Below are 22683 nucleotides of genomic sequence, written 5' to 3'. Positions count from 1 at the left end.
CCTTTTTTACTTTTATAGAGTTTTTAAGAAAGGAATTCCTCGGTATTGCGGGAATGAATTGAACATTTTCTCTTTGTATATAGCTTTATCTGAAGGATTATTTGTATTCGTACATATAGCGGTATAAATCGAAACGACATTAGGATTAAGCTCTAATGATTTTTTGAAAAACTCGAGCCCTTCTTGATGTTCCCCTTGATTCATATAAAGCCAACCAAGGTTTTCATAGCTTTCAGCATTCAGACGGTTTGAGTTATGAAGTAGAGAGTAGTAATCTAAGGCAAGCTCTGTTTGATGCTGAGTATAAAAATAATTGGCCATGTGATTGGCAAGTTCTTCGAAGAGATTTGGAACACAATTAATCAGCCAATCATAGGTGTCATAGTGCCCTGTTTTAAAAAGTTCAATCAATATCGATGCTATGGTAGAAAGATATGGACGATAATTATCTTCAGAAGGAGATTCTTTAATAAAATCCTCTAATATTGATTTGAAAGCACTGAAGGATTCATCTACTTGATGATCTACTGCATTTAAGTATTGCGAATCTTTCCATATACATGCTGCCAAGCATAGAGATTTGACATACTCAAGATCTTCGGGAGTAGACGATAAACAAGAAAAAGTAGAATCGAACAAATCGTGGTCTTTAGAAATAATAGCATATCGGAGCCTATAAGTTGTCGCAAGCTCGAGCTCTGCTTTATGACATTGTTCCATGTAAAACGTACTTAGCTGCTCATGGCCCAATAAAAGACTCATTTGAAGACATAGTTTTAAATTAGTAGTCTCTGTTTTTGGATAGAATTTATCAAGGAATAGAATTATCTGGTCTACTGGTTCAGATAAGGAAAGTAAATGTAACAGCCTGTAGAGGTTAATTGAATCACTAGAATTCATGCCAATTATTTTCGAAAGGCAATAAATGACCTTCGGGAGATTACCTTGCTTAGAGAAAATTTCATTTAATTTCATATAAGGAGTAATGCTTCCGAAGTTGGGGCTGACAAGCCAAAATTTCCCTGAAGATGCACTAGCTAATTCTGCTAATTCGAGGCTTTTTTCAAAATTTTGAATAGCATGGTCATCAAAACCGAGGGTTTTATATATTACTCCAAGATAACAATAAAAATCAGGATATTGTCCCCATCGGCCGATTGCTTCTTCTATTAGTACTATCGCCTCTTTATAACGTTTCAATTCCATAGATGCAAAAATGTATTGAACCGTACAATGAATGAACCAAGATTCATTTTTATTAGCACGCTTGTAAACTCGCTCATAATAATAAAGGGCTTTTTTATGATTACCTATCATCATATACTCATTAGCTAGTGTGAATAATTGGTAGTTATCCTTTGGAATACTCTTCTCACTCATATCTTCAAATATGGATAAATTCCGAGTTGATTTGTCCTTTTCCACATGAACTTCATGTGTATAACCAGTGTGGAAAATAAAAAAATCAGTATTATAATATTTTAATTGGCCATTCAAATATGTGACTTGTTCATGAATTGGTCTTGTGAATATGATGTCTTGATGATTAAGAAATATTCTGGCCGCTGATGATTCTATAAACCTGTTTTCCAAAGAGTCACCAATGTAATTTAATATTGGAACCAAGAGTGCAGTTGGCGCAGCTTCATCGAGATTCTTTAATAATGTTCTTAAACCTTCTTTATGATTATTAGATACATATTCATCCGCATCCAACCAGAGGATCCACCGGCCTTCCGCATGTTGTATGCCATGATTTCTGGCCGCGGCAAAATCGTTGGTCCATGTAAAGTCGTAGACTTTATCGGTGTATTGGTAAGCAATTTCTTTTGTTCGATCGGTTGAGCCTGTATCCGTTATTACAATCTCATCTACTAAATCCGCTATGCTATCAAGGCAACGTTTTAATAATTTCTCTTCGTTTTTAACAATCATACAGAGTGATAATAATTTACCCATGGATCCTCCTAAGAAGTCATCATATACCTTCAATTAGTTTATCGACAAAAAGATGGGTTTTATATAGAAGGATTCTGTTTTTTTTTAATTGAGAAGCTTGTGGTTACTTATCAGATATCCTTTAGACAATTACCGACATTTGTATATATGTAGATCTAACTATTTCAAATAAAAATGTCGATATATGTAGTAATCATAATATTTTGAAACTGGATACTAACTGATCAATCAAATGTGGGGGGAAACTGTGAAAACAAGCATAATTATAGCCACTTACAACAAAATGGAATACACACAGCAATGTATCCAGAGTATAAGGGAATATACTGAATACGGCAATTATGAAATCATAGTAGTAGATAATCATTCTACGGATGAGACGGTAAATTGGCTGCGGCAGCAAAACGATATTCGTTTGATAGTAAATGATGAGAATCTCGGCTTTCCGAAAGCGTGCAATCAGGGAATAGAAATAGCCAATGGAGAAAATATTCTCTTATTGAACAATGATACAATCGTTACTCACAATTGGCTGGATAACTTGCTTTCGTGTCTTTACAGCTGTGATGACATTGGTGCAGTAGGTTCTGTGACTAACCATTGCTCCTACTATCAAGCGATACCTGTAAGTTATCAGACGATTGAAGAGATGCACCAGTTTGCACTTGATTACAATCAATCGAACCCGTTGCTATGGGAGGAAAGACTAAAGTTAATCGGCTATTGTTTGCTTATTAAAAAATCAGTAGTCGATAAAATCGGACTGTTGGACGAGCAATTCACGCCTGGAAACTACGAGGATGATGACTATTCACTGCAGATTCGAAAAGCAGGATACAAACTGATCCTTTGTAAGGACACTTTTATCCACCATTTTGGGAGTGCTTCTTTTCGTGAAAATAAGGCATATAACGATTTAATGTATACGAATCGATTAAAGTTTTTAAAAAAGTGGGGTTTTGACCCGGATTCGGCACAAGTAATAAATCAGGAGATTGCGCAACTTATCCGTAAACCTTTACATCAACCACTGCGTATTCTAGACATCGGATGTTTGTGCGGTGGCACTCTGTTGCAAATTAAAGATCACTACCGTAACGCCGAGATATATGGGATTGAAGAAAAAGAGCCAAATAGATTATCGGCATCGTTGTTTGCTCAAACTATGAGCAATATCCACGAACTTGCCTTAAAGTTTAATGAACATTTTTTCGATGTCATTATCATTACAAACCCAAAAGATAATCACTCAGAGCAGATACGGAACCTACTAGCCTATTTGAAACCGGACGGGGTATTGCTGGCACAAATGCCCAACTTGCTTTATTACCGTGTTGTTCAAGAAATGATACAAGGAAAAATTAATCGAGAGCAATTAACATATTACAAAGCAAGCGAAATTGAACCGATTTTTAAAGAGCTAGGAATGAGCCAAGTGGAAATCAAGGCTGCCATTGGATATATCCCTTCAAGAGATGATGCTTTTATCAAGCAAATTGCAGAGATTAGTGGAGTTGGTATAGAAGAGCCTTATCGTATACATAGTTTCTATGTGCGTTCAAGTCGGCTTAGCAATAAAGATTCCATAGACAATTTGGTAGAAAGTATCTTAGTGGAGGAAAAGATCGAGGATAGTATTCAATTATTACTCCAATATCAAGTTGACGAAGTGATTAGTACAATTGTTGAGCGTACGAATGAAGCGGTTCCAGTATTAAATGTGCTAGGTATATTGGGTTATGAGCAAAAGCAATACGATTGGTCGCAACAGCTACTCAACAAAGCTTTTGAAATTGCCCCTGATAATGAGGATACATACTATAACTTAGCCGTCGTACTACATGCCAAAGGCGAGCATCAACTTGCCTACGACTGGCTGCAATTTATTAAAAATCGTGATTATGATGTTCTCCAATTTGAAGAGGAACTTCAGAAGCTGCTGGCAAAAGAACGATTTATAAAGGATGAGCTTAAGTATTTGCTTCGCAGAATCGAATTTGATATAGAAGTCCAACCAAGCACAGATATTGTAATAGAGTGGTTACAGGAAGATACAGACAATAATATAGATTTGATGTGGTTCAATCTAGAGCAGTATGTAATATCGAAGGCTAAAGTCCTTAATGCGCTTGCAAATACTTCCTATGGGCAGGGTCAATATGAGATGGTACTAACTTTATTACAAAAGGCAATTGAATACGAGCCAAATGATGCTGAAACTTTGTACAATCTGGCTCTGGTACTGTATCAATTTGGAGAGACCGATTTGGCACATCGATACTTAAATCAGATTAGTACAAATGATGAAAATTTGATTGCAGCCGCACGAGAGTTGGAGGAGTCATTGTTGATATGAACCCTAAAAAAGTGTGTTTTATCTATTGTGTAAACGATGAAAGACAATTGGATGAATCGTTAAAATATTTGGCTTATCTAGAAATACCGGAAGGTTTTGAAATAGATGTAATTACTGTGCGTGAAGCGGGTAGCATGACGGCAGGTTACAACTATGCTATGAATCAATCGGATGCCAAGTATAAAGTATACTTGCATCAGGATGTATTTATTATTAATAAGAGATTTATTTATGATATATCCGAAATTTTCAGCAAAAATACTCAACTTGGTATGTTGGGGGTTGTCGGAGCGGGAACGATTCCAACAAATGCAGTATGGCGGGAATCTGATGAGAAATATGGAAAAGTATTTGATAGCCATAGCGGCAATATGAGCTTGTTATCTTTTAAAGAAGTTCAATCTAATTATAAAATCGTTAAAGCCTTGGATGGGTGTATACTTGTTACTCAGTATGATCTCCCTTGGCGAAGCGATCTGTTTAACGGATGGCACTTTTATGATCTATCTCAATGTATGGAGTTCATAAAAGAGGGATATGAAGTGGGTGTCCCATTTCAGACGAGCCCATGGTGTATTCATGATTGCGGATTCAACAATTATGCGAAAACTTCTACTGAAAATAGGAGAGTATTTTTAGAGGAGTATTCTCAACGATTGTTTCCTCTTGTTAGTGTCATGATTCCTACTTATAACAGACCCCACTATTTTGAACTTGCATTAAAAAGCGTTCTTGACCAAACTTACAATAACATCGAAATTATTATTTGCGATGATAGCACCAATGATGAAACATTTAAAGTAATACAACCGTACTTATTGCAATATTCTAATATTCGCTACTACAAAAATGAACAGAACTTGGGCCAATTCAAAAATGATCTAAAATGTATGGAACTTGCTAACGGGGAATATGTTAATTTTTTGATGGATGATGATCTATTTGCCTATAACAAAATTGAGAGAATGATGAGCTACTTTTTAAGTGGTACAGGGAAAGAGGTTTCGCTCGTTACTTCTCACAGGCAATTAATTGATTCAGAAGGGAATTTACTTGACGATATGAATGTAACAACCAAACTTTTTAGTAATGATACGATAACCGATGGTATCGAGTTTGGGGACTTCGTCATATCAAGAAATGCCAACGTTATCGGGGAACCAAGTACAGTTTTATTCAGGAAAAAGGATTTGGAAGTACCTTTTGGAACCTTTGCTGGCAAAGAGTATGGTTGTAACGTAGATACGGCGACATGGGTGAACCTGCTTTCAAAAGGAAAGATCGTCTACATTTCAGAGACACTCAGCTACTTTAGACTGCATGACAATCAGCAACTTCATTCGAATAAAATGATCGTTGCGGGTATGCTGGATTATTGTCACATTGTTTTAAATGCTCCATTGTTTGGGTTTTTATCAAAGGACGAAACACGTATTCAAGCGATCAAGGGTTGTTTGAACTATATTAACGCCATAGTTGGCAAACTAGGGGATAATTTTGAATGTACAAATGAGTATGAACAGGTTTGTAACTATCAAACAGAGCTCGAACAAGCTGCTCTAATTTGCGAACGGCCGCTTGTAAGTGTCCTTATACCGACTTATAATCGTCCTCATTATTTGGAGCAAGCACTACAAAGTGTACTTATACAAACTTATTCAAATATAGAAGTGATAGTTTGCGATAACAGTACAAACGATGATACAGCAAAGTTAATGAGGAAATATATAAGCGAATACCCCCATATTACCTACATAAAGAATGAAAAGAATATCGGTGCTTTTGAGAATTTTTTGAAATGCCAGAGTTTGGCAAATGGCCAATTTATTAATTTTTTAATGGATGATGACTTATTTCATCCTACCAAGATCGAACGGATGATTAAATTTTTACTTGATGATCCACAAATTAACTTAGTTACCTGTGTACGGGAGCGTATCGATGAAAATGGAAACACACTTCCTCATGATTTATCAACACGTCCGTTAGTTGAACACGATACAATAATCGACGGAATTGCTTTAGCTCGGAAAATTTTAGTTGAATGTTGTAATTATATTGGTGAGCCATCGGCATGCTTATTTCGCAAAGACAATGTAGCATTTGGTACCTATCAAAATGTTGTAACTTATAAATTAACGGATGTAGCAACTTGGCTAGAACATTTAACAAAAGGTAAGGGAGTATATATCGCTGAACCTCTTTGTTATCTTAGAGTACATGCGGGACAAGACTCAGGAGATGTTCTTACAAAGGCTGCTACTGTTGATGAGTGGTACGAGCTTATTGAAGAAAGTAGGAAAAATAGCATTTTAACACGAGAAGATTTATATTTTAGATCTTTACAGAGTTTTTTAAGGGTAGCAATTTGGGTAATGGGATTAGCTAAAACAAATGGCCAATCTTTAAGAACTTTCTCAATAGAGAAGTATTGTCATGCTGCTCTATCCGAACTTGTGAGGCTTACAAGTCTTGAATGCGTATCTTAATAAAACGGGATAAAAAATGTCATCAATTCAATTATTCACCCCGACGTTTCGTATTGATGAATGTTTGGAACAATTTAGGGAAAGGAATATACGGGGTTTGATAATGATCATTATTTAAATTCGCAACTGTAGGTTGATTTTAAGATATTAGAAGAAGAGAACCTTGGAAACATTGTAAATGGAGAAATCAGGATGTTTTCTGGACAGAACAAGTGGTTTGAGAAATATTGCCGATCAAAAGAAATCTTTATTGCTGTATCTAAATCTACTGATAAACCAGTGGGTATGATCGGTCTCTACAGTATTGATCATATAAACCGGAAAGCGGAAATTGGATCTACGATTGTAGGAGACCGTTCGCTTTGGGGCAAAGGAATCGCCACCGAGATGATTAGGTTATTACTAAAATATGCATTTGAAGACCTTGCTATTAACAGGATATATGCATACGCAATTGATTATAATATTGCATCTATTTCTGTTAAACAAAAATGTGGTTTCCAGTTGGAAGGTGTTTTACATCAAGATCATTACTCGAATGGGCAATTTTATGATGTTAATCTGTTAGCAATCACACGTTCTCAGTGGAATAATTCACTTAGTAACCCTTGAACTGAATAGTTTTAGAATTATTCTGTTGAAAGAAGGACCCTGTGGACAATGTGGATAACTCTGTGTATAACTTTCATAAAAAATGTCGAAAAACCGCACAACGATGCGGTTTTTGTATGTGTATAGATTATTAACGTAATGTTAATACGTGAATTTTCAAAATATTTTGCTAACAGGCGTGGTTATAATTGACATGTAAGACAGGGGGATGATATATTCGAATTGTGAGAACGCTCACAGTTATTTGATAATGAAGGGAATGTTTTACATGCAAGGTAAAGTAAAATGGTTTAACGCAGAAAAAGGATACGGTTTCATTGAGCGCGAAGACGGCGGAGACGTATTTGTTCATTTCTCGGCAATCCAAACCGAGGGCTTCAAAACTTTGGAAGAAGGTCAAGCGGTTGAATTCGATATCGTAGAAGGCGCTCGCGGACCTCAAGCAGCTAACGTTATCAAGCTATAATCATCCGGCATTCCGCCCTTGTATAGATGGTTATTCGATTACTATTAGCAGCGACGGCACCCTGGAGAAATCCGGGGTGTTTTTTTGTTTGTGTAGGTTTTGTTAAACGATCCATATTTATTAATATTTCCGCGGCGGATTGTTAAGATTTCTTATTGGCAGTACAGAGAATGCATGGGAAGAATGGGGCTGGGGAATGTCCCCAATACGCTGCAAACCCAGGCGCAATGCGGTTTGTCACATTGACACTAAATTGTAAGAATATTTTGAAAAATTGTCGATTTAAATGAAGGATTTTTGAAGACCTCCGTTGAATATAGTATAATAGGTACATGAAAGGAGGAGAAGTACAATGAAATTCAACATTCGCGGAGAACGCATCGAGGTAACTGAGGCTTTGAAAGAATATGTTGAGAAAAAGCTTAGCAAGCTGGAAAGGTACTTTGAAACTCCCCCTACAACTGATGTAAATGTAACTTTGAGCGTAGTCAAAGGACTACAAGCGGTCGAGGTGACGATCCCTATGACGGGGGTCATGCTGAGAGCTGAAGAGAAGAACAACGACATGTACGCTTCCATCGATCTGGTGGTCGACAAGCTGGAGCGGCAAATCCGCAAGCACAAAACCAAAGTGAACCGTAAAATTCGCCAAGAAGGCGGTATGCGAGATATATTGAAAGTGGACACGCCGGCGCTGTATGAGGATGAAGACGACTACGAGCTGGTGAGAACGAAGCAGTTCATGCTTAAGCCAATGGACATCGACGAAGCGATTTTGCAGATGAATATGGTAGGCCACAGCTTTTTCGTTTTTGCGAATTCGAATACGGAGCAGGTCAATGTGGTGTACAAACGAAATGACGGCAAATACGGCTTGATTGAGCCGGCCAGATAATGGGTGGAAATCCAGGAGCTTGCCTCACAGGGCAGGCTCTTTTCATATGGTTTGAAGGTACTTTCCCGCCATGTAGCTCGGGTTGGGTGGATGGTTTTCACAGTAATAAGGAAATCCTATGAGATCATGATAATAAATGGATGACCCCGCAGTTCTTGCGACTCGTGCCGCAAACTGCTACAATTTAAGGCAAACCGTTCTTAGAAAAGGGAGATGGGCCCATGTTAGGACTCGTTAAGAAAATATTCGGCGATTCAAACGAACGTGAAGTGAAGCGGCTGTGGAAGACAGTCGATGCAATTAACCAATTGGAGCCTTCTATCGAGGTATTGTCCGATGAGGAGCTGCAGAACAAGACCGGAGAATTCCGTGAGCGTCTGGATAAAGGTGAAGATTTGGACGATCTGCTTCCGGAAGCTTTTGCCGTCGTGCGTGAGGCTTCGAAGCGGGTCTTGGGCAAACGCCATTATGACGTACAGTTAATCGGCGGTATGGTACTCCACGAGGGCCGTATTGCGGAAATGAGAACAGGTGAAGGGAAAACCCTGGTAGGTACGCTGCCGGTTTATTTGAACGCTTTGACAGGCCGAGGCGTGCACGTGGTTACCGTCAATGACTACCTGGCTCAACGTGACAGCGCGGAGATGGGCAGAATTTACGAATTCCTCGGCATGACCGTAGGCGTGAACTTGAACTCTCTGCAGCACGGTGAGAAGCAGATGGCTTATGCTTGCGATATCACCTATGGTACGAACAATGAGTTCGGCTTTGACTACTTGCGCGACAACATGGTCGTGTATAAAGAGCAGATGGTGCAGCGTCCGCTTTATTTTGCGGTCATTGACGAGGTCGATTCGATCCTGGTCGACGAAGCGAGAACGCCGCTCATCATTTCCGGACAAGCTGCCAAATCGACGGATCTGTATTACCTGGCCGATCGTTTTGTAAGCAAATTAAAGGAAGAAGAAGATTACATCATTGATATAAAAATGCGTTCCGTAGCGCTGACGGAAACAGGTGTGTCCAAAGCGGAGAAATCGTTCGGCATCGAAAACCTGTTCGACCATGCCAACGTGACGTTGAACCATCACATTACGCAAGCTTTGAAAGCTCACGTTATCATGAAGCGTGACGTCGATTACGTCGTGCAGGAAGGCGAAGTCGTCATCGTCGACGAATTCACCGGACGTTTGATGACAGGTCGCCGCTACAGCGAAGGACTGCACCAGGCGATCGAAGCGAAAGAGCAGCTCCAGGTTCAAAATGAATCGATGACGCTCGCGACGATCACGTTCCAGAACTACTTCCGTATGTACCGCAAGCTGTCCGGGATGACCGGTACGGCGAAAACGGAGGAAGAAGAGTTCAAAAAGATTTACGGGCTCGAGGTTATCGTCGTGCCGACGAACCGTCCGATGATCCGTCAGGATATGCCGGACGTCGTGTACAAATCGGTCAACAGCAAGTTCCGCGCGGTAGTGGACGAGATCGTCCAGCGCCATCAGAACAAGCAGCCGGTATTGGTCGGTACGGTATCTATCGAGAACTCGGAGCGTTTGTCCGAGATGCTCAAGAAGAAAGGCGTTCAGCATAAAGTTTTGAATGCCAAATACCACGCCGAAGAAGCGGAAATCGTATCTCGTGCAGGCCAGGCGGGAGCAGTGACGATCGCTACGAACATGGCGGGCCGCGGGACCGATATTATGCTCGGCGAAGGTGTGCATGATGTGGGTGGTCTGCATATTATAGGTACAGAGCGGCATGAAAGCCGCCGTATCGATAACCAGCTGCGCGGCCGTGCAGGACGTCAAGGCGATCCGGGTTCGTCCCAGTTCTACTTGTCCATGGAGGATGAATTGATGCGCCGTTTCGGTGCGGAGAATATTATGGGCATGATGGACCGTCTCGGCTTCGAGGAAGATCAGCCTATCGAGAGCAAGCTGATTACCCGTGCCGTGGAATCCGCTCAGAAGCGCGTAGAAGGTAACAACTTCGACGTGCGGAAGGTCGTTCTTCAGTATGACGATGTAATGAACCAGCAGCGGGAAATTATTTATAAACAGCGCCGCGAAGTGTTGGATTCGGACAACATTCGTGACATTACCTTGGGCATGATCATGCCGGTCATCGAACGGCTTGCCGAAGCGCATTGTCCAAGCGACCTCGTTCCGGAGGAATGGGATCTGCAGGCGATCGTCGATTATGCGAACGGCTCCTTCCTACACGAAGGCCAGCTGACAGCGGAAGAGCTGTGGGGCAAAGAGAAGGAAGAAATCGCCCAATACATCAAAGACCTTGTACTTCGCCTGTATGAAGAGCGTGAGCAATCCATCGGCGAAGAATTCATGCGCGAATTCGAGAAGGTCGTTGTGCTTCGTGCGGTAGACTCCAAATGGATGGATCACATCGATGCGATGGATCAGCTTCGTCAAGGGATTCATTTGCGCGCTTACGGCGGCACGGACCCTCTGCGCGAATACCAGTTTGAAGGCTTTGAAATGTTCCAGGAGATGATTCAAAGCATTCAGGAGGAAGTAGCTACGTACATCATGAAAGCCCACGTAGAAACGAACCTCGAGCGTCAGCAGGTCGTTGAGCCGGTTGCGGTGAGCACGGACGGCGAGCCGGCTCCGAAGAAGCCGGTCGTCAACAACGAAGAAGACCGAGTAGGCCGTAACGACTTGTGCCCTTGCGGCAGCGGCAAAAAGTATAAGCAGTGTCACGGGGTTTAAGAAGCGGGCAACTTAAGCAAGAGCAAGAGGCTCCAAAACAAGAAGGGCAGCCGGAGCATGCATCCGGCTCCTTTTTATGATCATATCGGAAAGTCTATGAGGAGTGAACGGATATGTTGGATCCAGAAGTGAAGCAGGATTTACGAGAAACGGCTAAACGGTTAGCTGAGCTTAGGGGGTCTCTTTGACTTAGATCTGAAGCTTGAGCAAATCGGGAATTATGAAGAGAAAATGGCGGCTCCCGATTTTTGGGACGATAACGAAGCCGCGCAAAAAGTGATCGGCGAGATGAACGCGGTCAAAGGCAGCGTCGACCAGTTCCAGGCCTTGTCCTCCGAATTCGAGGACCTGGAAGTCATGGTCGAGCTCATGCAGGAGGATCAGGACGACAGCATGGCAGCTGAGATCGAGCAGGGCATTTCCGCCTTGGTCGCCAAGCTGGAGGCATTCGAGCTGCAGCTGCTGCTGAGCCAGCCTTATGACAAGCTGAATGCGATTCTGGAGCTGCATCCGGGCGCCGGCGGAACGGAGTCCCAGGATTGGGCGGAGATGCTGCTGCGGATGTACCGGCGCTGGGCGGAGAAGCGGGACTTCAAGGTCGAGGTGCTCGACTACCTGCCTGGCGACGAAGCGGGCGTCAAGAGCGTTACGCTGCTGATCAAGGGCTACAACGCTTATGGTTATTTGAAGGCGGAGAAAGGCGTCCATCGTCTCGTCCGAATATCGCCGTTCGATGCCTCGGGCCGCCGCCATACGTCATTCGTATCGTGTGACGTTATGCCGGAGATTGACGACGATGTGGAAGTGGAAATCCGCACGGAGGACCTGAAGGTAGACACGTACCGTTCCAGTGGCGCTGGCGGACAGCACATCAATACGACGGATTCGGCGGTGCGGATCACGCACCTTCCTACAGGCGTAGTTGTAAGCTGCCAAACCGAGCGGTCGCAGATCAAAAACCGCGAGCGCGCCATGAAGATGCTCCGCTCCAAGCTGTATGAGAAGAAAATCGAGGAGCAGATGAAGCAGCTGGCCGAAATCCGCGGTGAAGTGTCCGATATTGCCTGGGGAAGTCAGATTCGCTCCTACGTATTCCACCCGTACAGTATGGTGAAGGACCACCGTACATCTGCCGAAACAGGCAATGTGGGGGCTGTAATGGACGGCGATCTGGATATGTTTATCGATGCTTACTTGCGACAGCAAATTAAGCCGAGCGCAGCGGAGTAATCCGACCCCGCGGCCGGTTTTTATAATTAATTGAAATCAAGCAAATCCTACACATAAATGCCAAGTCATTCACAAACGTTGGAGAATGGCGGTTCCTAGCCGCTTTCGTCTTACATGTTTTGGGTGGATTGGGGTTCGTGTGCAGGATTTTTTTTGTTTATGCCCATACCATGGCAGCCGCTTGTCTCTAGCAAGCAGCAAGCCTGACTTACACAGATGAAAGGAGGAAGCCTATGCGCAGCAGGAAGAGAAGAACGCGCAATCCGGCAATCCGAGAGCTCGGGCCCACCCATCGCGTCATGGAATACGTGCTCTTGTTGTTGGGCTCCTTGCTGATCGCGATCAGCTTCAATATGATTTTGAGCCCGAATCAGGTCGCTTCCGGAGGCGTATCCGGGATCAGCATTATCGTCGATCAGGTATTCGGGATCGAGCCGGCGTTTACGCAGTGGGCGCTGAACATCCCGCTGTTCCTTATTGGAACGTGGGTGCTGGGCAAGCAGTTCGGGCTCAAAACAGCCGTCGGATCGGTTCTCCTGCCTCTGTTGATTTATATTACGAGGGGGCTCCCCCCGTTAACGGATAATTTGCTGCTGGCCAGTATTTACGGCGGCATATTGATCGGTATGGGGCTCGGGCTCGTATTCAGAGGACGGGGCTCTACCGGTGGGCTGGACTTGGCCGCCCAAATGATTCATCGGCTTACGGGCTTAAGCCTGGGCTTGGCTGTGGCGGCGCTGGACGGGATGGTAATCTTGACGGCGGGCATTGTGCTTTCTCCCGAAAAGGCGATGTATGCGCTGATCGGGCTGTTTGTGACGAGCAAAACGATCAATGTCGTCCAGCTCGGGCTGAGCTATTCGAAAGTCGCGTTCATCATATCGTGTAAGACGGAGGAAATCCGCGGCGCCATTTTGCATGAGCTGGATCGAGGGCTGACGCAGTTGAAAGCGACCGGGGGCTATACCGGAGAGGAACGAACCGTGCTGATGGTCGTCGTAGGGCAGACGGAGGTGAGCCGGTTGAAGGAGCTGGTCAAATTCATCGATCCGGGTGCGTTTGTTATCATAAGCGATACGAATGAAGTTTTGGGAGAGGGGTTTAAAATTCACGGAATGACCTAAATTGGCGATTGAAATACCAAGCGGTATTTTGTACCATTTATTCATACGTGTTGCGACAAGCTTTCTCCTCTGTTCGATGAGGATGGATCATGGGGAATGGATCGGCGAGCGCTGTGGCGGGATTTATGCACCGGTAAATGCATATTTTTCGGAGTGTTCTCATATCGCGAAATGGCGCTTGGTGGCTTGGCGGAAGTCGCATCCCGGCAATAAAATTCAGGAAAAAACTGATTGAATTATTATACTTTGAATTGTATAATAATACATAGTTTTTATGTGGAGGGAACGGATATGTCTACGAAATTAAGAGCGGCCATTATCGGAGCGACCGGGTACGGCGGCGTGGAGCTGATCAGGCTCTTGCTGGCGCATCCGCATGTCGAGATTACATCGGTTATTTCCTCGTCCAGCGCAGGAACGCCGATTGCGGATGGATACCCGCATTTGAATGAAATTATGGTAGGAACCCTGGACGGCATTGATGTCGAGCAGATGAAGCAAAAAGCGGATGTCGTCTTCCTGGCCACTCCGCACGGAGTAGCGGCAGAGCTGGCACCGAAGCTTATTGACGCAGGACTGAAGGTAGTTGATATTTCCGGCGATTTCCGGTTGAAATCCGGTGAAGTGTACGAGAAATGGTACAAACATAAACCGGCCGATCCTGCTTATGTTGCAAAAGCGGTATATGGTTTAACCGAGGTGTTCGACGACGAAGTGCGTCAAGCGGAGTTTATTTCGAATCCGGGCTGCTTTCCTACAGCCACCTTGTTAGGTCTGGTACCATTGGTAGCAAAAGGCTGGGCCGACTTGGGCTCGATCATTATCGATGCGAAAACCGGTGTGTCCGGAGCGGGCCGAGGCTTGAGTTTGACTCATCATTATTCCGAAATTAATGAAAATTTTCTTGCTTATAAAGTGAATAAACATCAGCATACGCCGGAGATTGAACAGGTGCTTAGCCGTGTAGCGGGCGAAGAAGTCGTAGTTTCGTTCACGACGCATTTGGTTCCGATGACGCGCGGGATTTTGTCCACGATGTATGTTAAGCTGAATGGGAAGCATACCGAGGACGAAGTGATCGAGATGTACCGTCAATATTACGAAGGCCGCCGTTTCGTACGGATTCGTCAAAAGGGCAAATGGCCTGCGACGAAGGAAGTATGGGGCTCCAACTATTGCGATATCGGCTTTTCGCTGGATGAGCGCACAGGCCGTTTGACGATCATTTCGGTTATCGACAACGTAGTAAAAGGGGCAGCCGGTCAGGCTATCCAAAACTTGAATTTGATGATGGGCTGGGAAGAAACGACCGGATTGGCGTTCACCCCGGTGTATCCGTAAGAGGCCATGGGCGAGGAGAAGATGAAGGTGAAGGATCAATTTACTGTCGTGCCGGAAGGCTCGATTACAACGCCAAAAGGGTTCCGCGCAGGCGGATTGCACTGCGGACTTAAGAAAACGAACCGCTTCGATTTGGGAGTTATCGTATGCGAGGTTCCGGCTCAGGCGGCGGGCGTGTATACGCTCAACGCGTTTCAGGCGGCACCGCTGCGCGTGACGCAGGACAGCATCGCGGTGGACGGCAAGCTGCAGGCGATGCTCGTCAACAGCGGTAACGCCAACGCCTGCACGGGCCAGCAGGGCGAAGACGACGCGCGCGCCATGCGTGCTGCGGCGGCGCAAGCGTTCGGCGTAGCCGAGCACCACGTCGGCGTCACGTCGACAGGGGTGATCGGCGAGCTGCTGCCGATGCCGAAGGTGCTGGGCGGCATCGAGAGCCTGCCGGCGCAAGTGAAGGCGGACGGCGGCGAGGACTTCTGCCAGGCCATCTTGACGACGGACCTCGTGCAGAAGATGACCTGCGTCAAGCTGACAGTCGGCGGCCAAACGGTACATATCGCCGGCGCAGCCAAAGGCTCGGGCATGATTCATCCGAACATGGCCACGATGCTCGGTTTCATGACGACGGACGCGAACATTGAGAGCGCCCAGCTGCAAAACCTGTTGAACGGCGTGACCGATTCCACGTTCAACATGATTACGGTGGACGGCGATACGAGCACGAACGACATGGTCGTCGTTATGGCGAGCGGTCTCGCCGGCAACGACAGCCTGACGCCGGACCATCCGGATTGGGCGGCGTTCGAGGCGGGCTTCCGCTTCGTCGGCGAGTACTTGGCCAAAGCGATTGCCCGTGACGGCGAAGGCGCGACGAAGCTGATCGAGGTGAACGTCTCCGGCGCCGAGACACAGGAAGCGGCACGTGCGATCGCGAAGACGGTCGTCGGCTCGAGCCTCGTGAAGTCGGCTTGCTACGGTGCTGACGCCAACTGGGGCCGGATCATTGCCGCTGTGGGCCGCTCGGGCCAGAAGGTCAATACGGAAACCGTCGATATCCGCTTGGGCGATATCTCCGTTCTGGAGCAATCTCGACCGGTGAAGTTCGACGAAGAGCCTGCAGCCGAATATTTGAAGGGCGAACTCGTGCAAATCCATGTCAATCTGAACATGGGCAGCGAAACGGCAACCGCTTGGGGCTGCGACTTGACTTACGATTATGTACGTATCAACGCGGCATACCGGACGTAAATGGGAGAATTAAACGGCAGTCCCGTACCTCCCCCGCGGGAGGCGCGGGAGTGCGTGAACGAATAAAACGTAAGGGGAACGGAACATGAGTGCAATGTGTTTTGTTATGAAATGCGGCGGCAGTACGCTTGCGGCTCTGCCGGATTCTTTTTTCAAGGATATGAAGCTGCTGCAGGATGAAGCGATCATTCCGGTTATCGTCCACGGCGGCGGTCCGGCGATTTCGTCCACGCTCGAGAAGCTCGGCATCGAAACGGAATTCGTCAACGGGCTGCGCAAAACGAACGAAGCGGTGCTGGATGTCGTAGAGATGGTGCTGGCCGGTCAAATCAACAAAGAGATCGTCCGCAAAATTCAGCTGTCCGGTGCACGGGCCATCGGGCTGTCCGGTGTCGACGGTCACCTTATTCAAGCGGAGCCGGTGGCTAACGCTCACGAAGTCGGCCTTGTCGGCGACGTGACCAAGGTGAACGCGGAGCTGATCCAGGGCATCGTGAAGATGGGCTACATGCCGGTTATTGCGCCTGTCGGCTTGGGCGAAGACGGAGGTCAGCGATACAACATCAATGCGGATACGGCAGCAGGTGCGGTTGCGTCGCATTTGGGCGTGGAGCGGATGATTGTTGTAACGGATGTGCCGGGCATTATGAACCGGGAGAAGCAGGTGCTTCCATCCGTCACCGTGAAGCAGATCGACGAGATGATTGCCAGCGGCGAAATTTACGGCGGGATGATTCCGAAGGTTCGTGCTGCGGTGCAGTGCATTCAGGGGAAAGTGCGCGAGGTTATTATCGTAAACGGGGCGGAGCCTGAGGTATTGAGCAAAGTGATCAAAGGCGCTGCCATCGGTACGCGAATTGTAAAATAGATGGCTGTTTAAGGGATGAGCGGGTTTGAGTCTTAGCAGTAAGTGCGGCTTAAACGATGCCATTCCTGCATGAAAACAAGATAAAAGGAGTGATTAAGCATGGGAGAAGGAGCTAATTCGTTGTTTCCGAACTATGGGCGGTACCCGCTGGCATTTGTGAAGGGGGAAGGCAGCCGACTGTGGGACGAGAACGGCAAAGAATACTTGGACCTGATGTGCGGCCTTGCCGTAACGAACCTGGGGCATGCCCCCAAGCAGGTAACGGAGCGCCTGAAGGAGCAGGTGGACACGTTGTGGCACACCAGCAACCTGTTTCATATCCCGAACCAGGAAAAGCTCGCCAAGCTGCTGACCGATAACAGCTGCGGCGATGCCGTGTTTTTCTCCAACAGCGGAGCGGAAGCGAACGAAGCGGCCATCAAGCTGGCGCGCCGGTACTTCCAGAAGATTCTCGGCAAGCCGGATCAGTACGAGATCATTACATTCCATCAGTCTTTCCACGGACGGACGCTGGCTACGCTGACGGCTACCGGACAGGATAAGGTAAAAGAAGGCTTCCTGCCTTTGCCTCAAGGGTTCGTGTACGCGCCTTACAATGACGCGGAAGCGTTGGAGCAAGCGATCGGTCCGAAAACATGCGCGATCATGCTCGAAATGCTGCAAGGCGAAGGCGGCGTGAACCGCGCCGAGCCGGCTTTTGTCAGCAAAGTGGCGGAACTGTGCGAGAAGCACGGCCTGCTGCTGATCGTCGACGAGATTCAAACGGGCATCGGACGGACCGGTAAAATGTTCGCCTACGAGCATTACGGCATTGAACCGGACATTTTCACCTTGGCGAAAGGATTGGGAAGCGGAATCCCGATCGGCGCTATGGTCGGTAAAGAAAAGCTTCGCCAAGCATTCTCGGCGGGCAGCCACGGCTCCACGTTCGGCGGGAACTACTTGTCGACGGCGGCGGGTATTGCCACGATGGAGACGATGCTGGCGGAGAAGCTGCCGGAGCGCGCGGCTGAGCTTGGCGATTATATCGTCAAGACGCTGTCCGAGAAGCTTGCGGGTAATCCGCTGGTGAACGAAGTGCGCGGCTTGGGCATGCTGATCGGCATCGAGTGCAATCAGCCGGTATCCGATCTGGTCACGACGATTCAAGAGCAAGCGGTGCTGGTTGTAACGGCAGGTCCGAACGTGATCCGCCTCGCGCCTAGCCTGCTCATTTCCAAGGAAGATCTCGACCGCGGCCTTGAAGTGGTCTGCGCTGTACTAAGCAAGAAAGCGGCTGCCGCTGTATAATATAGCTTTTTTGTCGCTAACATTGGAATCATGGAATGGAATCCATTTATTTTGAAAGGGGCGAGTCTATTGGCAGGAACCGAACAGCCTGTGGCTATCGACTTGAGAGGACGGGACTTCCTGGCCGTTGCCGATTACACAGCGGAAGAGCTTCAATATTTGATTGACCTGGCAATTGAGCTGAAGAGAAAGCAGAAAGCAGGAGAAGTGTACCAGCCTTTGAAGGGTAAGACGCTCGGGATGATTTTCGAAAAATCGTCGACCCGTACGCGCGTATCCTTCGAGGTAGGGATGTATCAATTGGGCGGTCAAGCGCTATTCTTGAGCAAAAACGACCTGCAGATCGGACGCGGAGAAACGATTTGGGATACGGCGCAAGTCATGTCCCGCTATTTGGATGGCATTATGATCCGTACCTATGAGCACCGCAAGGTGATCGATTTGGCAAGAGGAGCGACGATTCCGGTTATCAACGGCTTGACGGATCGCACGCATCCTTGTCAGGCGCTGGCCGATTTTCAGACGATCCTGGAGCATAAAGGACGTTTGCGCGGCTTGAAGGTGGCTTACGTCGGCGACGGCAACAACATGCTTCACTCCTTGATGATGATGGCCGCGAAGCTCGGAGTCGACTTTGCCTCCGCATCGCCGGAAGGCTACGAGCCGGACAAAGGGATTGTCGAATCGACTCGCGAAGTGGCTAACCAAAGCGGCGCGAAGCTGTATGTCGGCAACGATCCGAAGGAAGCCGTATCTGGAGCCGATGTCGTGTACACGGATGTGTGGGCGAGCATGGGCTTTGAGGCGGAGCAAAAAGAACGCGAAATCGCGTTTAAAAACTTTCAGGTGAACGAAGAGCTGATGAAGTATGCGAACAAAGATTATTTGTTCATGCACTGTTTGCCGGCTCACCGCGGTGAAGAAGTAAGCGAAGGCGTGATCGACGGAGAGCATTCGATTATTTTCGACCAGGCGGAAAACCGTCTGCACGCGCAAAAAGCGATCATGGTTGCTATTATGTAATTTACTTATAACATTTGCATGGGAAGCGGAACCGGAGGAGCGGTGGCGATTCGCGGAGGCATTGCCGTAACACGGCGAGTACTGCATCGTTTATCGGCTTTTCCGGCCTGCTTGTAAGGTGCAAGGACAAAAAGGAGACCGGAAACATGGCAAAACAAAAAATCGTACTGGCCTACTCGGGCGGTTTGGATACATCGATTATTTTGAAATGGTTGAAAGAAACATATGACGCGGAAATCATCGCCTTTACCGCCGATATTGGCCAGAAGGACGAGCTGGACGGCTTGGAAGCGAAAGCACTGGCAACAGGCGCATCCAAAATCTACATCGATGATCTTCGCGATGAGTTCGCCCAAGATTTTATTTTCCCGATGTTCCAAGCGGGAGCATTGTATGAAGGGCAATATTTGCTCGGTACCAGTATTGCGCGTCCGCTGATCGCCAAGCGTATGGTTGAAATCGCCCGCAAAGAAGGCGCAACGGCTATCGCACACGGCGCAACAGGCAAAGGGAACGACCAAGTGCGTTTCGAGCTGACAGCAGCTGCTTTGGCGCCTGAGCTTGATGTTATCGCTCCTTGGCGTTTGGATGCGTTCCGTGAAACATTCCCAGGACGCGCGGAAATGATCGCTTATGCCGAGAAGCACGGCATTCCGGTAACCGCATCGGCTGCCAAGCCGTACTCGACGGACCGCAACCTGCTGCACATCAGCTTCGAGAGCGGCATGCTGGAAGATCCATGGTTCGATCCAAGCGCAACGTCCAATAAGGACATGTTCGTATTGAGCGTAGATCCTGAGGATGCTCCGGATCAAGCGGAGTATGTAGAATTGAACTTCGAAAAGGGGAACTGCGTCGGCTTGAACGGCGACCAAATGACTCCATTGCAAGTCATGGAGCGCTTGAACGAGCTGGGCGGCAAGCATGGCGTAGGCCGTGTGGACATGGTGGAGAACCGTTTCGTAGGAATGAAGAGCCGCGGCGTATATGAGACTCCGGGCGGAACGATCCTGTTCACGGCACACCGCAAAATGGAGTCGCTCACGATGGACCGCGAAGTCATGAACCTGCGCGATTCCTTGATTTCCCGTTATGCGACGCTCGTATACAACGGTTTCTGGTTTGCTCCGGAGCGTCTTGCGCTGCAAGCGCTGGTGGATGAGAGCCAGAAAAACGTTACCGGTACCGTACGCTTGAAGCTGTACAAAGGCAACGTGATCGGAGCGGGCGTACAAAGTCCGGTGAGCTTGTACAACCCGGACATCGCGACAATGGAAGCCGACCCTACGCAAGCATACAATCAAGGCGACGCTACCGGCTTTATCCGCCTGAACGCGCTTCGTTTGAAAGTATCCTCAGGCGTTCAGCAAAACGCGAAGTAAGTTAGATGTTAATGCCGCCGGCCGGCGGCTTTCGGTGGGCGGGCTTCCCGGCGGATGTACAGGCTGTACAATCCGTCGGGAAGCCTTGCGTCACGTTTGCAGGACACGCTTTCCTAATGGAAAGCTCGCCATAATTGCGAAGATAGCTTTTCTTACAGAAAAGCTCAGCTATTGCTTACGAAGAAAGCTTTCCTTCGGAAAGCTCTTAGAAAGGGGAACCAACCTTGTCAAAGCTTTGGGGTGGACGATTTACGAAAAAAACGGATCAACTGGTGGAGGAATATACAGCTTCCATCCTGTTCGATAAAGAGCTGGCCGAGGAGGATATCCAAGGCAGTCTGGCTCACGTGACCATGCTGGGCAAATGCGGGATTTTGCCGCAGGAAGACGTGGAGAAGATCAAGGACGGCTTGCTGAAGGTGCAAGGCATCATCCGCCGCGGCGAAATGGAGTTTTCCGTCAGCGACGAAGACATCCATATGAACATCGAAAAGGCGTTGATCGATGAAGTAGGACCGGTCGGCGGCAAGCTGCATACCGGACGGAGCCGCAATGACCAAGTGGCGACGGATATGCACTTGTACTTGCGTAAGCGTGTAGTCGAGTTCGTAGGCCTGCTGAACAAGCTGCAGGAAGCGCTGATAGAGCAGGCGAAGAACAACCTCGACACGATCGTGCCGGGCTACACGCACTTGCAGCGTGCGCAGCCGATCCTGTTCGCCCATCATCTGATGGCGTACGTATCCATGTTCCAGCGCGACATCGAGCGCTTGCAGGACAGCTACAAGCGGATCAACGTGCTTCCGCTGGGAGCGGGCGCTTTGGCCGGGACGACGTTCCCGATCGACCGCCACTTCGTAGCGCAGCAGCTCGGGTTCGACGGAGTCTACGAGAACTCACTCGATGCCGTAAGTGACCGCGATTTTATCATTGAATTTTTGTCCAACGCTTCAATGATTATGATGCACTTGTCGCGTTTGAGTGAAGAGTTCATCTTGTGGTCGAGCACCGAATTCCGATTCATCGAGCTGGACGATGCGTTCTGTACGGGCAGCAGCATTATGCCGCAGAAGAAAAATCCGGACGTGCCGGAGCTCGTTCGCGGTAAAACCGGCCGCGTCTACGGTAATCTGTTCGGCCTTCTGACTGTGCTGAAATCGCTGCCGCTTGCTTACAACAAGGACATGCAGGAAGACAAGGAAGGCATGTTCGACACGGTTCGCACACTTCAAGGTGCGCTTCAGCTGTATGCGCCGATGGTAGGCACGATGAAGGTGAACAAGGACCGGATGCGTCAAGCCGTGAATCAGGACTTCTCCAATGCGACGGATATTGCAGACTATTTGGTTAACAAAGGGCTGCCTTTCCGCCAAGCGCATGAAGTTATCGGCAAAACGGTATTGTACTGCATTCAGAACGATAAGTTTTTGTTGGACCTGACATTGGACGAGTTCCACCAGTTCTCCCCATTGTTCGAACAGGACATTTACAATGTGCTGCAGCCGGAGCAGGTTGTCAACGCCCGGAACGTGTACGGGGGAACGGCCAGCAAGCAGGTTAGCGCCGCTATCGCTCGTGCACAAGCGGTATTCGAACAGACGAACGCGTGGTTCGAAGAATTTTATAAGAAAAGCCATTAATTGGAATCTGGTTCAATAAACAAACCGT

General features: G+C 47.3%; 16 protein-coding genes. 15 read left to right on the top strand and 1 reads right to left on the bottom strand.

The window, feature by feature from the left end:
* Positions 1–12: 12 nt before the first annotated feature.
* Positions 13–1959 carry a glycosyltransferase gene (locus ACFQ88_RS36045; protein WP_379462354.1) on the bottom strand — a complete coding sequence of 649 codons (1947 nt, stop codon included), beginning with the start codon at positions 1957–1959 and terminating at the stop codon, positions 13–15.
* Between the two features lie 247 nt (positions 1960–2206).
* Between ACFQ88_RS36045 and ACFQ88_RS36040 the strand changes: the two genes are divergently transcribed.
* From ACFQ88_RS36040 to argH, 15 genes are all read left to right on the top strand, one after another.
* Positions 2207–4315 carry a glycosyltransferase gene (locus ACFQ88_RS36040; RefSeq protein WP_379462352.1) on the top strand — a complete coding sequence of 703 codons (2109 nt, stop codon included), beginning with the start codon at positions 2207–2209 and terminating at the stop codon, positions 4313–4315.
* Complete coding sequence (locus ACFQ88_RS36035) at positions 4312–6804, top strand: glycosyltransferase (protein ID WP_379462350.1); 2493 nt, start codon at positions 4312–4314, stop codon at positions 6802–6804. The genes ACFQ88_RS36040 and ACFQ88_RS36035 overlap by 4 nt, the downstream gene beginning before the upstream one ends.
* 192 nt (positions 6805–6996) lie before the next feature.
* Positions 6997–7416: a GNAT family N-acetyltransferase gene (locus ACFQ88_RS36030; RefSeq protein ID WP_379462348.1), complete on the top strand. Its 420-nt coding sequence runs from the start codon at positions 6997–6999 to the stop codon at positions 7414–7416.
* Between the two features lie 268 nt (positions 7417–7684).
* Positions 7685–7882: a cold shock domain-containing protein gene (locus ACFQ88_RS36025; protein WP_239630459.1), complete on the top strand. Its 198-nt coding sequence runs from the start codon at positions 7685–7687 to the stop codon at positions 7880–7882.
* 352 nt (positions 7883–8234) lie between these two features.
* Positions 8235–8777: a ribosome hibernation-promoting factor, HPF/YfiA family gene (hpf, locus tag ACFQ88_RS36020; protein WP_239630458.1), complete on the top strand. Its 543-nt coding sequence runs from the start codon at positions 8235–8237 to the stop codon at positions 8775–8777.
* Between the two features lie 221 nt (positions 8778–8998).
* Positions 8999–11509, top strand: a complete 2511-nt coding sequence (gene secA / locus ACFQ88_RS36015; RefSeq protein WP_379462345.1) for a preprotein translocase subunit SecA — start codon at positions 8999–9001, stop codon at positions 11507–11509.
* A 113-nt stretch (positions 11510–11622) separates the two neighbouring features.
* Positions 11623–12739, top strand: a protein-coding gene (gene prfB / locus ACFQ88_RS36010) for a peptide chain release factor 2 (protein ID WP_239630456.1) whose coding sequence is annotated in 2 segments (ribosomal slippage) — positions 11623–11694 and positions 11696–12739 — 1116 coding nt in all. Because the reading frame shifts where the segments join, the coding sequence is not laid out codon by codon here.
* A gap of 233 nt (positions 12740–12972) precedes the next feature.
* Positions 12973–13863, top strand: coding sequence for a YitT family protein (locus ACFQ88_RS36005; protein WP_379462342.1), 891 nt, complete (start codon positions 12973–12975; stop codon positions 13861–13863).
* 291 nt (positions 13864–14154) lie between these two features.
* Entirely contained in the window at positions 14155–15204 is a 1050-nt protein-coding gene (gene argC / locus ACFQ88_RS36000; protein ID WP_239630454.1) for an N-acetyl-gamma-glutamyl-phosphate reductase, read from the top strand.
* 21 nt (positions 15205–15225) lie between these two features.
* Positions 15226–16452 carry a bifunctional glutamate N-acetyltransferase/amino-acid acetyltransferase ArgJ gene (gene argJ, locus ACFQ88_RS35995; RefSeq protein WP_379462550.1) on the top strand — a complete coding sequence of 409 codons (1227 nt, stop codon included), beginning with the start codon at positions 15226–15228 and terminating at the stop codon, positions 16450–16452.
* Positions 16453–16537: 85 nt separating this feature from the next.
* On the top strand, positions 16538–17320 hold the full coding sequence (argB, locus tag ACFQ88_RS35990; protein WP_239630453.1) for an acetylglutamate kinase: 783 nt from the start codon (positions 16538–16540) through the stop codon (positions 17318–17320).
* A 99-nt stretch (positions 17321–17419) separates the two neighbouring features.
* Positions 17420–18610: an acetylornithine transaminase gene (locus ACFQ88_RS35985; protein ID WP_239630452.1), complete on the top strand. Its 1191-nt coding sequence runs from the start codon at positions 17420–17422 to the stop codon at positions 18608–18610.
* Between the two features lie 69 nt (positions 18611–18679).
* A complete protein-coding gene (argF, locus tag ACFQ88_RS35980; protein WP_239630451.1) occupies positions 18680–19633 on the top strand; it encodes an ornithine carbamoyltransferase in 954 nt (317 codons plus the stop codon).
* 146 nt (positions 19634–19779) lie between these two features.
* The gene (locus ACFQ88_RS35975; protein WP_239630450.1) at positions 19780–21015 is read left to right on the top strand and encodes an argininosuccinate synthase; all 1236 of its coding nucleotides are present in this window, start codon (positions 19780–19782) and stop codon (positions 21013–21015) included.
* A gap of 224 nt (positions 21016–21239) precedes the next feature.
* Positions 21240–22655: an argininosuccinate lyase gene (argH, locus tag ACFQ88_RS35970; protein WP_239630449.1), complete on the top strand. Its 1416-nt coding sequence runs from the start codon at positions 21240–21242 to the stop codon at positions 22653–22655.
* Positions 22656–22683 lie beyond the last annotated feature (28 nt).

Origin of the sequence: Paenibacillus sp. NPDC056579 (genome assembly GCF_042793215.1) — a bacterium.
Lineage (GTDB): Bacteria > Bacillota > Bacilli > Paenibacillales > NBRC-103111 > Paenibacillus_S.
This window is presented reverse-complemented; position numbering and strand designations above follow the sequence as displayed.